Origin of the sequence: Pseudotabrizicola sp., from assembly GCF_030684215.1 — a bacterium.
In the GTDB taxonomy this organism is placed as follows: domain Bacteria; phylum Pseudomonadota; class Alphaproteobacteria; order Rhodobacterales; family Rhodobacteraceae; genus Pseudotabrizicola.
The window spans coordinates 55,725-69,344 of the sequence record NZ_JAUXOV010000040.1 but is presented as its reverse complement, the minus strand read 5'-3'; the positions used below and the strand labels follow the sequence as shown (position 1 = coordinate 69,344).

Genomic DNA, 13,620 nt, shown 5'->3' with positions numbered 1-13,620 from the left:
ATCTGTTAGGCAAGACATCGGTACGGGGCTGTAGCTCAATGGTTAGAGCCGGGCGCTCATAACGCCTTGGTTGGGGGTTCGAGTCCCTCCGGCCCTACCACTTTCCCTTGCGCTCAGCCGCGCATAACCGCGCCGGGGTTCATGATGCCCTTTGGGTCCAGCGCCGCCTTGATCGCCCGCATCGCCGCCAGCTTGGTCGGATCGCCGTAGCGTACCAGATCATCCACCTTCAGTCGCCCGATGCCATGTTCGGCGCTGACTGATCCGCCCATGTCATGCACGATGTCATGCACACAGGTTTTCACCGCATCGCGCTGGTTTTCATGGTCGCGCCTGCTGCGGCCCGGCACCGGGAACACGTTGTAATGCAAGTTCCCGTCGCCCAGATGGCCAAAGCAATTGATCCGCCACTCCCCCAGACGTGCAAGCGCCACCCCAGCACGGGGGATGAAATCGGGGATGGCCGACAGGGGCAGGCTGATATCATGGCTCGACACCGCGCCAATGCGGCGGTTGCCTTCGGGGATGCTTTCGCGGATGCGCCACAGCGCCGCCGCCTGCGCCTGTGATGTGGCGATAACGCCATCCAGCACCAACCCGGCTTCTGTTGCCTGCGCATAAAGACTGGCCATCGCCTCCTCTGGTGCCATGCCTTGCGGCAAGCCCAGTTCTATCAACACGGACCATTCCGGCACCGGCAACAACGGCACGGCAACCTCGGGCATGGTTTCGGCCAGAAAGTCGTAGCCCATGCGGTTGATGAGCTCAAAAGCCGAAATCAGCCCGGCCAACTGCCGCTCGGCCAGCGCCAGAAGATCCAGTGCAGCCCGCGGCGAGGGCACTGACAGCAGCGCAACAACGTTTGCCGATGGCTTGGGAAACAAGCGCAGGCTGGCGGCGGTGATGATGCCAAGCGTGCCTTCAGACCCGATCAGCAAATGGCGCAGGTCGTAACCGGTGTTATCCTTGCGCAGGCGTTTCAAGCCATTGAAAATGCTGCCATCTGGCAATACAGCCTCTAGGCCCAGACACAAATCGCGGGTATTTCCATAGCGCAGGACATTCAGGCCGCCCGCATTCGCAGCCAGATTGCCACCAATCCGGGCCGACCCCTCAGACGCAAGTGACAGCGGAAACAGCCGGTCCACCCGGTCCGCCTCGGCCTGCACATCGGCCAAGATCATGCCCGCCTCAACCAGCAGCACGTTTTCTGCGGGAAAGGCCGCTCGCAGGGCCGTCATCCGCTCCAGCGACAGGATCAGCGGCGCGGGGCCGTCAGGCATCACCTGCCCGCCGACAAGCCCGGTCCCGCCACCCAAAGGGATAATTCCAACCGATGCCGCATTGCAGGCCGCCACCACCGCCGCCACCTCGGCAGTGGTGCGCGGACAAGCAACCGCGCCGCCCTGCCCCTGCCAGCGCCCGCGCGGATCGGCGACATCGCGCGGTGCCACGTCGCGTAATACACCGCGATGCGCAGAAGCGAGGGCTGCGGTGAAATCTTGGGTGCAGGGGTTCAGCATGGGACGGCTCCTTTGCGCCAGCTTTACGCCAGTGCCGCGCGCAATTAAACCGCTCATCAGCCCGGCGGGCGGACCTTCAGTTGATCGCCTCGGGCGTCAAGACCATGATCGTGGGCCGCCCCGGGAGGTTGCGCAAGGACACATCCAGCGACGGCATCCCGGTTTCTACCACGTCAAATTCGGTTTGCATGGTGCTAAGGAACACTCGCAACGATGAACCGGAAAACCAGTGCATCGGAATCACGATAGACGACCGAAAGCGCCGCACCACTTCCGACATTTCACTGACCGCCATGGTATAACCGCCATCGACCGGCACCATCACCACATCCAGCCGCCCTATGCTGGCATATTGCGCATCATCAGGCGCGTGATGCAGATGGCCCAGATGACCGATGCACAAGCCTCCCGCCTCGAAAACAAAGATCGAATTGCCATCCTTGCGCACGTCATCCCCCCAGCGCGAGCGCACATCGGTCGGCACATTGCGCACCAGCATCACGCCAAGATCCAGCTCGTGCTGCGCCGGGCCTGCCTCGGTGGCCCAGCCCGGCAGCACATTGGGAATACGCGGATCGGGATAGGGGGTCCAATGGGTGGAATGGGCGTTGTTCATCGTCACAACATCGGGCACCCAGTCGCGCATGCCCGTATAGCCGGTGAAATCGGTCACTGCCGTCTTGCCGCCCGCCGCTATGGCAAAGCTGGCGTGGTCGATGAAATGGATGCGGACATAATCTGCGGCAACATCGCTCGCGAAACTGACTGGCATAACCTGCGCAATCCCCTGCGCAACCGCAAAGCAATGCGAAGGGATGCGCACTTGCGCGTCCGGGATGCGTGCTTGTTCTTGCGAAAGCGCAGGCAAGGCGCAAAGCGCAAGCAACATGGCGGGAAGCAGTGTCAGACGCATCGGGCACCTCCGAGTTGAACCCGAAACCTAGCACGGCTTGCCCCAAGGTCAGCCGCATCACCCGATCACGCTTGCGTCAGAGGTCAGCCAACATCGGTCCGACCACGCCTATCGGCGCGCAAAGCGGCATAAAGCACATGATTTCGCCAGCGCCCGTTGATCTGAAGGTAGCTTTGCGCCACGCCCTCATATTTGAAGCCAGTCTTTTCCAGCACCCCACGCGAGGCCGCGTTTTCCGGCAGGCAAGCGGCCTCGATCCGGCTCAGGTCCAGCGTGGTAAAGGCGTGATGCACCACCGACAGAATCGCCTCGCGCATGTAGCCCCGGCGGCTGAACTGCTCGCCCACCCAATAGCCGATGGTCGCGCATTGCGACGGCCCGCGCCGGATGTTGTCCAGCGTAATCGCGCCCAACAGCTGCTGATCTTGCCGCCGGATCAACAGGAACGGAACGGCCGTGCCCTGCGCCTCGGCCCGCTGCGCCCAGTAGACCCGGTTGGTAAAGGATCGCCGCGAGAGATGATCGACAGACCAGACCGGCTCCCATTGGGTCAGAAACCCGGCGCTGCCCTCACGCAGTTCGGCCCATGCCCGCCAGTCACCATGCGTGGGCAGGCGCAGCGTCATGCGCTCTGTCTCCAGCTTGGGGCGACGGCGGAAGGGCAGCATCAGGCGGCAAGCCTGTGGCGGATGGTGTCGAGACCGGGGGCGCGTGCAACCGGACCATACATCGCCAGCGCGCATTTCGCGCCCGCAAGATCACCTGCAAATCGGCGCACATCGGCCATGCTGACCGAATCGATCTTTTCCACCGCTTCCGCAGGAGTTGGCACCCGGCCCCAGACTGCCAGCAACCGCGCATTCCGCTCAGCCCGGTTCGACGGGCTTTCAAGGCCCATCAGCAAGCCCGCTTTCAGCTGCGCCCGCGCCCGTGCGACCTCGGCCTCGGTCATATCCTCGGCGGCGCGCTTCATCTCATCCACGGTCAGTTGCGTCAGCGCCGCAATCTCCTCCTTGGAGGTGCCGGCATAGATTGTGATCGACCCGGTGTCTTCATAGGCGCCGGATTGCGCAAAGATCGAATAGCACAGCCCGCGCTCTTCGCGAATCTTCTGGAACAGGCGCGACGACATGCCCCCGCCCATCGTCATCGCATAGACCTGCGCGGTATAAACATCAGGGTGACGATAGCCGGGTGCCTCCAGCGACAGGGCGAAATGCACCTGTTCCAGCTTTTTCACCTCGCGCCGCTCACCGCCAATAAAGGCGGCGGGTTCCACGATGCTCAGGCCACGGGCAGACAGATGGCCGAAAATCTCACGCGCCTGATGCACGATGGATTCGTGATCCACCCCACCCGAGGCCGACAGGATCATCTGATCGGGCGCGTAATGCTGGCCGACAAAACCGCGCAGATCATCAGCCGAAAAGCTGCTGACCCGTTCGGTCGGACCAAGGATCGTGCGGCCAAATGGCTGGTCTGGGTAGCTGACCTCTTGCAACCAGTCGAAGATGATGTCGTCAGGTGTGTCCAGTGATTGCCCGATTTCCTGCAAGATCACATGGCGCTCGGTCTCGATTTCTTTCGGATCGAACACCGGGTTCAGCACAATGTCAGAAATCACATCCAGCGCCAGCGGCACATCCGCCACCAGACAGCGCGCATAATAGGCTGTCATTTCCTTGGAGGTATAGGCGTTGATATAGCCGCCCACATCCTCAATTTCTTCGGCAATCTGCAAGGACGTGCGCTTGGCCGTGCCCTTGAACGCCATATGTTCCAGAAAATGCGCGATGCCGTTCTGGGCCGCCGTTTCGTGCCGCCCCCCAGCCATCACCCAGACCCCGACCGAGGCCGATTGCAGCCCCGGCATATGTTCAGTGACGATCTTCAATCCATTGGGCAGGGTCGAGATTTGCAGGCTCAAGATGCGATCCTTTCGCGGATCAGGGATTGAAGACGGCCAAGATCATTCGGCACGCGGGTAAGCCGTTCGCGCCGGTCAAACAGATCGGACATGCGGGCGGGCAGTTCGGGGCGCTGGCCGATGGCATCCAGCACGGCATCGGGGAATTTGGCGGGATGTGCGGTGGCCAGCGTGATCATCGGTGTCGCCCCCAGATAGTCATTCGCCACCCTCACGCCAACGGCGGAATGCGGGCATAGTATCTCACCGGTGCGCACGTATTCGCGGGTGATGGTGGCGGTGGTTTCTTCCTCGGAACAGCGGCCCGAGGCAAAGGTCGCGCGCAAGGATTCCAAAGCCCCTTGGCTGATATGGAAGCCGCCGGATTTCATCTCATCCATCAGCTGCGAAATGGCCCGGCCATCGCTTTCATAGGCAAGAAACAGCGCGCGTTCAAAGTTGGATGACACCTGAATATCCATCGACGGGCTCATCGACGGCTTTACCCCATTGGTGCGATAATCGCCCGAGGTCAGGGCGCGATGCAAAATGTCGTTCTGGTTGGTCGCGATCACCAACCGTTCAATCGGCAAGCCCATTTGCCGTGCGATATATCCCGCGAAAATATCCCCGAAATTGCCGGTCGGCACGGTAAAGCTGATCGCCCGGTGCGGTGCGCCCAAGGATACGGCGGACGAGAAATAATAGACCACCTGCGCCAGAACCCGCGCCCAGTTGATGCTGTTCACCCCTGCAAGCCGCACGCCATCGCGAAAGGCAAAGTCGTTGAACATATCCTTTACGCGGGCCTGACAATCATCAAAATCGCCGTCCATCGCAAAGGCATGCACGTTCGCCTCTGACGGGGTGGTCATCTGGCGGCGCTGCACGTCAGACACCCGGCCATGCGGGTACAGGATAAACAGGTCCACATTGGACAGACCCCGGAACGCCTCCATCGCCGCCGACCCGGTATCGCCGCTCGTGGCCCCCACAATCGTGATCCGCTCACCCGTTTTGGCCAGCGCCGCCTGCATCATCTGGCCAATGAGTTGCATGGCGAAATCCTTGAACGCCAGTGTCGGGCCGTGGAACAGCTCCAGCAGGAAATGGTTCGGCCCCATCTGCACGAGGGGCGCTCGGGCAACATGGCCAAAGGGTTTGTAAGCCGCCGCCAGCAGACCCCGGAATTCATCGTCGTCAAAGGTGTCACCCAGATAGGGCCGCATCACCCGGTAGGCGATCTCTTCATAGCTTTGCCCCGCCAGCGCGGCGATCTCATCTTGCGTCATCGTCGGGATTGATTCGGGTACATACAGGCCGCCATCGCGGGCAAGGCCGGTCATCATCGCCTCACCAAAGGTCAGGATCGGGGCGGAACCACGGGTAGATATGTATTTCATCGCAACCTTGCCTTCAAACCGTTCTGCGCCTGATACGCCACAGAAGATACGCTGTCATCCCCAACCATACAGCGGCCAGCCCGAACCACTGCACCGCATAGCCAAGGTGATCATTCGGGATGCCGGAAGTATCAACCGGCAGCGGCTCGATCCCCGGTGCGGTGGGCTCTCGGGCAATGAGCAAAAGCGGCTCGGCGGTCAGCGCAGAGGCCATCGCTGGCACGTCACGAGCGAACCAAAGCCCGGTTTTCGTATCTGGCGGCGGGGTGAAGCTGTCCACCTCGGACGGCCAGTGCAAGTTGCCGACAACGGTGGTGGCATCCGCCCCACGCGGCGCGTCGCGCGCACCCTGCGCCACGAAGCCGCGATCCACCAGCACGCGGCGGCCATCGGTTTCGAACACCCCGACCACCCGCACGCCCGCGCCGATCTGTTTGCGGCTGACCAACACATCCAGCGACTCACCGGTAAAGCGCCCGGTGGCCGTCACTGGCAAATAGCGGTCGGCCTCGGGGTCCGCCAACAGCGGCAGAGCCACCGGGGCCGCCACGATCCGCGCCTCGATATCGGCCAGAACCGCCTCTTTCCACGTCAGCCGTTGCAACTGCCAGATGCCAAAGCCCATCAGAATGCCCCCCCCGATCAGGCCGAAGAGCAAGGGAATGATCATGCGACGGGTCATTTGTCTCTCCAAAAGAAAGGCGCGGACCCTTTGGCCCGCGCCTTATGGCATCAACAAGGGGCTGGATGGCCCCGAAAGGCTTATTGGCCCCAGACGTAGATCGCGGCGAACAGGAACAGCCACACCACATCCACAAAGTGCCAGTACCAAGCCGCTGCTTCAAAACCGACGTGCTTTTCAGGGGTGAAATGGCCCTTGAGCGCGCGGATCAGACAGACAGTCAGAAAGATCGTGCCAATGACTACGTGAAAGCCATGAAACCCCGTCGCCATAAAGAAGTTGGCGCCATAGATGTTGCCAGCAAAGCCAAAGGCGGCGTGGGTGTATTCATAGACCTGCAGGATGGTGAAGAACACGCCCAGCACGATCGACAGGATCAACCCGTTGACCAGATCCTTGCGGTTGTTCTCATGTGCCAGCGCGTGGTGCGCCCAGGTGGCAGCCGCGCCAGAACACAGCAAGATCAACGTGTTGATCAGCGGCAGGTGCCATGGGTCAAAGGTCTCAATCCCGGCAGGCGGCCACTGGCCATCCTGAATAGGCGACAGCGGCCCCATCGGATACATGGCGTGTTTGAAGAACGACCAGAACCATGCGGCAAAGAACATCACTTCGGACATGATGAACATGATGAAGCCGTAGCGCAGCCCGATAACCACGACCGGGGTGTGGTCGCCTTCCTGGCTTTCCTTGATCACATCCGCCCACCAGGCAAACATCACATAAAGCATCCCGACAAAGCCGATAAGCCCCATCCATGGGCCAGAGCCGTGCATCCACAGCACAGCGCCAAACAGCATGACAAAGGCCGCTACTGCCCCAAGAAAGGGCCAGATAGATGGCGGCAGAATGTGGTAATCGTGGTTCTTGGCGTGGGCCATGGTCGGTTCCCTCGGTTTTTTTATCAGTTTACAGTGTCCGCAGGCGAAACGGCAAGGGCCGCCTGATCTTCGGACAAGGGTGTTTCGTAAAAGGTATAGGACAGCGTGATCTCTTTCACGAACTTGCCTTCGCGATCAGTGACGATTGCAGGGTCCACGAAAAAGCTGACGGGCATCTGAACGGTTTCGCCAGGCTGCAACACCTGCTCGGTAAAGCAGAAGCAAGCAATCTTGGCAAAATACCCGCCTGCCGCATCTGGCGTCACGTTATAGCTGGCGGTGCCCGCAATCACACGGTCAGTCGGGTTGTGCGCCTCATAAAACGCGAGGGCGTTTTCCCCGATCCGCACGGTCATGGTGCGCTGCATCGGCTTGAAGGTCCACGCCATTCCGCCTGAGGTCGAGGCATCAAACCGGATCTGCATGGTCTGGTCCAGAATGGTATCCGGCGCGGCTTCAGCCACCGACGTTGTGCCGCCAAAACCGGTGACCCGGCAAAACCAGTCATAAAACGGCACAGCGGCAAACGAGAGTGAGGCCATCATGACCACAACACCCGCCAGTTTTGTAGCAGTTTTCGCAGTGTTATTCATGGCTGGGTTGTCCTGTCGAGTTCGGGCCGAACGGTGTGATCAAACCCCTGCATGGGATCGCCACGTGTGACCTTTACGACCGTCAGCGCAAAGACCAGCGCCACAAAGGCAACCAGGGTCACGCCAAGACCGATATTCCGCGACAACCGGCGGCCATGTAGTTCGTGGTCGGGACGAAAGCTCATGCCCAGCCCCCCAGCCCATAGGTCTTAAGCAAAGCCTCGACCAGAAAGGCCGCGAAATGCAGGAACAGATAGCCAAGCGAGAATTTGAAGAACAATTTTTCCACCGCATATTTATCGGCCTCGGCCTGCGGCTCGGCGCGTTTCCAGATATCAAAAGCGCCCTTCAGGAAGATTGCGTTCAATACAACCGCAGTGGCCAGCGTGAACGGTCCGCCGATGGTAGTGAGCGCGGCCCAGATTGAAATCGGGATCAGCAGCACCGTGTAAATCAGGATCTGACGGCGGGTTTCGGCGCGACCGTGGGTCACGGTCAGCATCGGCACGCCTGCCTTGTGGTAGTCTTCCTTCATGAACAGCGCGAGTGCCCAGAAATGCGGCGGGGTCCACATGAAGATCAACCCGAACATCAGCGCCGATTCTACCGACACACCGCCCGTCGCCACAGCCCAGCCGATCATCGGCGGAAAGGCACCTGCCGCCCCACCTATCACGATGTTCTGCGGGGTCAGTCGCTTGAGCCACATGGAATACACCACAGCGTAGAAAAAGATCGTGAAGGCCAGCAACCCGGCGGCAAACAGATTGGCCGCCAGTGCCAGCATCACCACAGCAATGCCCGACAGCGCAAGGCCCAAACCCAACGCCTCACCCGCCTGCACCTTGCCGGCTGGCACCGGACGGCTCTGGGTGCGCTTCATCACCGCGTCAATATCAGCGTCCCACCACATGTTCAGCGCACCCGAGGCCCCTGCCCCAAGCGCCACGAACAGGATTGCAGCAAATCCCACCACCGGATGCACCCCGACCGGGGCCACCAGCAGACCGACCAGCGCGGTAAAGACAACCAGCGACATTACACGCGGCTTGAGCAGCGCGACATAGTCGCCAAATTGCGCCTCGCCGTTAAGTGGATTGGCCTGAACGTCGCTCATTTATTTTCCTTGGCTTAGGGAAATGGCCCCGGTTTACGGGGCCATTCACATCGCTTCCTGACGGATCAGGATCAGTTGTTGGCGGCAAGACGGGTCGCGGAATAGGATTCGACATCGGCGGCCGACAGCACCACATCACCCGCTTGCGCAGCGGCAAGCCATTGGGCGTAAACGTCTTCGGACACGACCTTGACCGTTATTGGCATATAGGCATGCGCGATTCCGCAAAGCTCTGAACACTGACCGAAATAGATGCCCTCACGCTCTGCGTTGAACCACAATTGCGCCAGTCGGCCTGGCACCGCGTCTTGCTTCACGCCAAAGGCCGGGATGGTCCACGAGTGAATCACGTCGGCAGCAGTGATCTGCATGACCACTGTTTTACCAATCGGCACCACAACCGCCGTATCGGTGGCAAGCAGGAATTCACGGTCGGTGTAGCCAGCGGCGGCAAGCTGCGCCGATACTTCCGGCGTCAGGCGGTTGTCGCCGCCCGTAGCAGGCGCACCAATCATGTAGCTGTCAAAGGCCACCGGTGTTGCACCTTCGGCATTTGGCGAGTTTATGCCGTCATCAACGTATTCATAGCCCCAATACCATTGGTACCCGGTTACCTTGATGGTGATGTCACCCACAGGAATTTCCTGCTGTTTGAACAGCACTGGCAGCGAAAATGCCCCGATGAACACCAAGATCAGGATTGGCACCACAGTCCACGCTACTTCCAGCGGCGAGTTGTGGGTAAATGTCGCAGGCTTGGGGTTCCGCTTTTCGCTGTAGCGAAAGATGATCCAGATCAGCAGGCCGGTCACAAAGACGGTGATAACGGTGATAATCACCAGGATCATCCAATCTAACCCCTGCAAATCGCGCGCAAGCTCGGTCGCTGCCGGCTGAAAATCGGTGCCTCTGTCAATGGGAATACCCACCAATTCAAGACCTTGCGCGACGGCAGCACCGCCTGCCATCAAGCCCGCAACAGTGGCGGCGACACCGCCGATTTTGTTCCAAAGACGCATGTTCTGTTCCCGTTATCCTTACGGCTTGGGCGCCGCTTGTCAGAATACCCCACATGCCGCATGGTAGCGACACGCAGAAGAATCCCGTTGTTTCCGCCTGTCTTGAAACCATATTAGGGCCTCTGCCACAAGAGAAACCGTTGCGACAAAGCAGCGCCATTTGACCCAGATCAAGGACAGCTTTCATGACCGATCAGCCCTTTCGCCCGTTTGAGACACATCTGGACGAGGCGGCGGCACTGGCGATCCTTCGCGCGGCCACGGCCGGGGCCGAGGACGGAGAGCTGTTTTTGGAGCGCCGCAGGTCCGAGGCGATTGTTCTGGATGATGGCCGGATCAAAACCGCATCCTATGATGCGTCCGAAGGATTTGGCCTGCGTGCCGTGCGAGGCGAGGTAGCAGGCTATGCCCATGCCACCGAGATCAGCGAAAATGCGTTGAAGCGCGCGTCGGAAACGGCGCGGCTGGCGGTTGGCGATGGTGGCGGGACCATGGCCGCGCCGCCGCAGGGTACAAATGTAAAACTTTACGGAGATGCCGACCCGATGGCCGACGCGAGTTTTGCGGTCAAGATCGACATGCTGCGCGAGATTGATGCCTATGCCCGCGGGCTTGATGCTCGGGTGATTCAGGTCTCGGCCACGATCTCGGCGTCCTATCAAGAGGTTGAAATCCTGCGGCCCGAAGGCCTGCGGGTGCGCGACATTCGCCCAATGGCCCGTCTGAACATCTCGGTGATCGTAGAACAGAACGGCCGGCGCGAACAGGGCGGCATGGGCGGCGGCGGTCGCTTTGGGCTGAAGTCGCTAATGCAGACCGATCATTGGCAACCAGTGGTGCGTGAGGCGCTGCGGATTGCACTGGTCAACCTTGAGGCGGTGCCCGCTCCCGCAGGCGTGATGGATGTGGTGCTTGGCCCCGGCTGGCCTGGCATCTTGCTGCACGAAGCGATTGGCCACGGGTTAGAGGGCGATTTCAACCGCAAGAAAACTTCGGCCTTTGCCGGGCTGATGGGCCAGCAGATCGCCGCGCGCGGTGTGACGGTGCTGGATGATGGCACGATCCCGGACCGGCGCGGCAGCATCAGCATTGACGACGAAGGCACAGCATCGGCCCGTAACGTGCTGATCGAGGATGGTATTCTGGTAGGCTACATGCAGGATCGCCAAAATGCGCGGCTGATGGGCGTGACGCCCACCGGCAACGGTCGGCGCGAAAGCCATGCGCATATCCCGATGCCGCGCATGACCAACACCTATATGCTGGCAGGTCAGGATGACCCAAGGGATATTCTGGCCGGTCTCAAAGACGGTATCTATGCCGTCGGCTTTGGTGGCGGACAGGTCGATATCACCAATGGCAAGTTCGTATTTTCCTGCACCGAAGCCTACCGGGTGCAGAGCGGCGTAGTGGGTGCCCCGGTCAAGGGCGCCACGCTGATCGGTGACGGGGCGACCGCGCTGAAACAGATCCGCGCCATTGGCAACGACCTGTCGCTAGACCCCGGCATCGGCAATTGCGGCAAAGCCGGGCAATGGGTGCCTGTCGGTGTGGGCCAACCCACGCTGCTGATCGGCGGGCTAACGGTGGGTGGTTCCGCTGCATGAGCCTGATCCGGTCGCGCGAGCAGTTGCAAACTCCTTGGCGCGACCTTTTGACAGCTGCTGTGGCAGCGGTGCTGTTGCCGTCGGGGCTGGGCATTGTGTGCCTTGGCATCTTCAGTCTGGTGCAGCAGATCATGCCTGCAACTGCGGGCATTTCGCTTTGGGTGATCGGCACGGCGCTGATGCTGTCGCCGATCCTCAGCCTTGTGGGGATGATTCTGGCCCTGCCCGTCGCGTCTTTGCTGATCCGTCTGGGCTGGTTCGGCTGGGTGCCCGCCGCCGCCACAGGGTTGGTGATCGGCGGCGTGATTGGCGCGATGATGGATTTTGCGCCCGGCGCTTTGGCCGGGGCAGCGATTGTGCTGATCCTGCGCGCGACGCTTGGGCTGCTACGCCCGATGCGCGCGCTTTAGTTTTGGAGCATCGCTGAAATCGGGGCCAGGGCCACGGTGGACGCGCGCCCTTCGACCGCCCATTCCAGAATGCCTGCCACGGTTTCGGGACGCAGCACACCGATCACGACGACCCGCCCTTCTTGAGCAGCCTTAAAGGCCGCGCGGTCCAGATATCGGCGGATCACCGGGCTGTCTTCGGCCCCATCGTCAATGCTGCGGAAAATCGTGGCTGCGGCCAGACCCTCGCGTCGCGCGACCTGATCGGCGGCGTTCAACCCCTGATCAAAGGTAACCAGCCCCCGGCCCTGCGCAGCAAGGATCGGCACCACTTGCGTGGCCAACGGGCGGTTGTTCTGGAACGCGCTGCCATCAGGATCAATCACCGCGACCGCCTCGGGCAAACGGCTGGCCAGCACCTGAAAGCTTTGCTCCAGATCACCGGGCCCTGCGCCAGCGGGAATACCTGTCCCCGCCATCACCACCTCTTGCCCGCCCGCGCGCCAGATCGCAGCCCGGTCAGCGGCACCATCGGACAGCGGGTCAATCACAATCGACAAGGGCAGTGCCAGCGCGGCGAGTTCGGCGCGATTCACCCCGTCCTTGCCGTTATCCTGCAACAAAATGGCGAAAAGCGGCTTTTGACCGGCATTTTCAAAGGGCCGCGCAAAACGGCGCAGTGGCGGCAGGCTTTCGTCATCCTCGAACTCTGGCGCGCCTTGGGTCACCTCGGGCGCAGGCTCTGCGCCGATCCGGGGCAAACGTCCGGTCACGACACCCGGCGTCTGGTTGGCAAGCTCTGGCGCGGGGGCCAAAGTGCCGGTTGGCGGAGCGGCTGGCTCCGGTTCCGGTAATGGCATGGGTTCAGGTGTCGGGTCCGGTTCCGAAGGCTCTGGCACCGGATCGACAGGCGCAGCGTCGGGCAAAGGCAACAGCAACGTCTCGTCTTGGGGAGACAACGGCGGCGGCAGGTCGGCAGGCGCGGGTGCCTGCTCGGCTTCGGGCAAGCCCAGAGAATCTGGTGGTGTGCTTGCAAGGGGTAGTTCCCCCGGAACAGGGGCAGAAGGTGGGGCAATCTGCCCGGCGGCAGCCATTTGATCCGCGGGTGCATCGCTTGGCGGGGCGACGGGAGGCTCTGCCGGGGCCGGGACCAAGGCAATGGGACCGTCAGCTTCGGGCGAGGCGGGCAGGTCGGCCACCGCCTGCGCCGGAGGTGCTTCGGTGGTGGTGGGCAATGCGGGCAAGGTATTGGAAGCGCCCGCACTCTCAGGAGCATCGGGCGCCTGCGTCACCGCCAGCGGCGCGGGGGCAGGTTCTGCCACGGGTTCAGAAGGCGGTGCGGCCCCCTGTTCCCCGCCATCAGCCGAAGGCGTGCTGACCTCAGCACGTGTGGTCGCATCGCGGTCTTGTTGCGCATCAGATACGGGCGGCCCCGAAACCTGAGACACCACAACCAATCCGCCAGCCGCAGCCAGACTTCCCCACAGCAAACCCCGAACAAACCCGCGCACTGCCTTGCCCCTTTTTTCGTTGCCGGACATTGTGCCCATCCGGGCCGGACGATCAAGCGGTCTTGACGCCCCTGCC

14 protein-coding genes and 1 tRNA gene are annotated in these 13,620 nt (G+C 61.4%); 3 read left to right on the top strand and 12 right to left on the bottom strand.

Annotated features, from left to right (window positions below; genetic code table 11):
- The first annotated feature begins 24 nt into the window (after positions 1–24).
- Positions 25–100 (top strand) — tRNA-Ile (locus tag Q8K08_RS08160).
- Between the two features lie 13 nt (positions 101–113).
- On the opposite strand, the gene Q8K08_RS08155 is transcribed toward Q8K08_RS08160, so the two are convergent.
- The 11 genes from Q8K08_RS08155 to coxB form a co-directional block, all read right to left on the bottom strand.
- Positions 114–1,523 carry an FAD-binding oxidoreductase gene (locus tag Q8K08_RS08155; RefSeq protein ID WP_305249742.1) on the bottom strand — a complete coding sequence of 470 codons (1,410 nt, stop codon included), beginning with the start codon at positions 1,521–1,523 and terminating at the stop codon, positions 114–116.
- 76 nt (positions 1,524–1,599) lie between these two features.
- On the bottom strand, positions 1,600–2,412 hold the full coding sequence (locus Q8K08_RS08150; RefSeq protein ID WP_305249765.1) for an MBL fold metallo-hydrolase: 813 nt from the start codon (positions 2,410–2,412) through the stop codon (positions 1,600–1,602).
- A gap of 107 nt (positions 2,413–2,519) precedes the next feature.
- The gene (locus tag Q8K08_RS08145) at positions 2,520–3,104 is read right to left on the bottom strand and encodes a GNAT family N-acetyltransferase (protein ID WP_305249741.1); all 585 of its coding nucleotides are present in this window, start codon (positions 3,102–3,104) and stop codon (positions 2,520–2,522) included.
- Positions 3,104–4,363 (bottom strand): pitrilysin family protein, encoded by a 1,260-nt coding sequence (locus Q8K08_RS08140; protein ID WP_305249739.1) that lies wholly within the window; start codon positions 4,361–4,363, stop codon positions 3,104–3,106. Before Q8K08_RS08140 ends, Q8K08_RS08145 begins: the two co-directional genes overlap by 1 nt.
- A complete protein-coding gene (gene thrC, locus Q8K08_RS08135; protein ID WP_304799569.1) occupies positions 4,360–5,745 on the bottom strand; it encodes a threonine synthase in 1,386 nt (461 codons plus the stop codon). The genes Q8K08_RS08140 and thrC overlap by 4 nt, the downstream gene beginning before the upstream one ends.
- Positions 5,746–5,758: 13 nt before the next feature.
- On the bottom strand, positions 5,759–6,427 hold the full coding sequence (locus tag Q8K08_RS08130; RefSeq protein ID WP_305249738.1) for an SURF1 family protein: 669 nt from the start codon (positions 6,425–6,427) through the stop codon (positions 5,759–5,761).
- Between the two features lie 80 nt (positions 6,428–6,507).
- Positions 6,508–7,308, bottom strand: a complete 801-nt coding sequence (locus tag Q8K08_RS08125; protein ID WP_305249737.1) for a cytochrome c oxidase subunit 3 — start codon at positions 7,306–7,308, stop codon at positions 6,508–6,510.
- A 23-nt stretch (positions 7,309–7,331) separates the two neighbouring features.
- Positions 7,332–7,901, bottom strand: coding sequence for a cytochrome c oxidase assembly protein (locus Q8K08_RS08120; protein ID WP_304797706.1), 570 nt, complete (start codon positions 7,899–7,901; stop codon positions 7,332–7,334).
- Entirely contained in the window at positions 7,898–8,086 is a 189-nt protein-coding gene (locus tag Q8K08_RS08115; protein WP_304797708.1) for a hypothetical protein, read from the bottom strand. Before Q8K08_RS08115 ends, Q8K08_RS08120 begins: the two co-directional genes overlap by 4 nt.
- Positions 8,083–9,018: a heme o synthase gene (gene cyoE / locus Q8K08_RS08110; RefSeq protein ID WP_305249736.1), complete on the bottom strand. Its 936-nt coding sequence runs from the start codon at positions 9,016–9,018 to the stop codon at positions 8,083–8,085. Before cyoE ends, Q8K08_RS08115 begins: the two co-directional genes overlap by 4 nt.
- Before the next feature lie 71 nt (positions 9,019–9,089).
- Complete coding sequence (gene coxB / locus Q8K08_RS08105; RefSeq protein WP_304797712.1) at positions 9,090–10,037, bottom strand: cytochrome c oxidase subunit II; 948 nt, start codon at positions 10,035–10,037, stop codon at positions 9,090–9,092.
- 185 nt (positions 10,038–10,222) lie between these two features.
- Between coxB and tldD the strand changes: the two genes are divergently transcribed.
- The gene (gene tldD / locus Q8K08_RS08100; RefSeq protein ID WP_304797713.1) at positions 10,223–11,644 is read left to right on the top strand and encodes a metalloprotease TldD; all 1,422 of its coding nucleotides are present in this window, start codon (positions 10,223–10,225) and stop codon (positions 11,642–11,644) included.
- Entirely contained in the window at positions 11,641–12,054 is a 414-nt protein-coding gene (locus Q8K08_RS08095; RefSeq protein ID WP_305249734.1) for a hypothetical protein, read from the top strand. The genes tldD and Q8K08_RS08095 overlap by 4 nt, the downstream gene beginning before the upstream one ends.
- On the opposite strand, the gene Q8K08_RS08090 is transcribed toward Q8K08_RS08095, so the two are convergent.
- On the bottom strand, positions 12,051–13,544 hold the full coding sequence (locus tag Q8K08_RS08090; protein ID WP_305249733.1) for a polysaccharide deacteylase family 2 protein: 1,494 nt from the start codon (positions 13,542–13,544) through the stop codon (positions 12,051–12,053). The genes Q8K08_RS08095 and Q8K08_RS08090 overlap by 4 nt on opposite strands.
- Positions 13,545–13,620 lie beyond the last annotated feature (76 nt).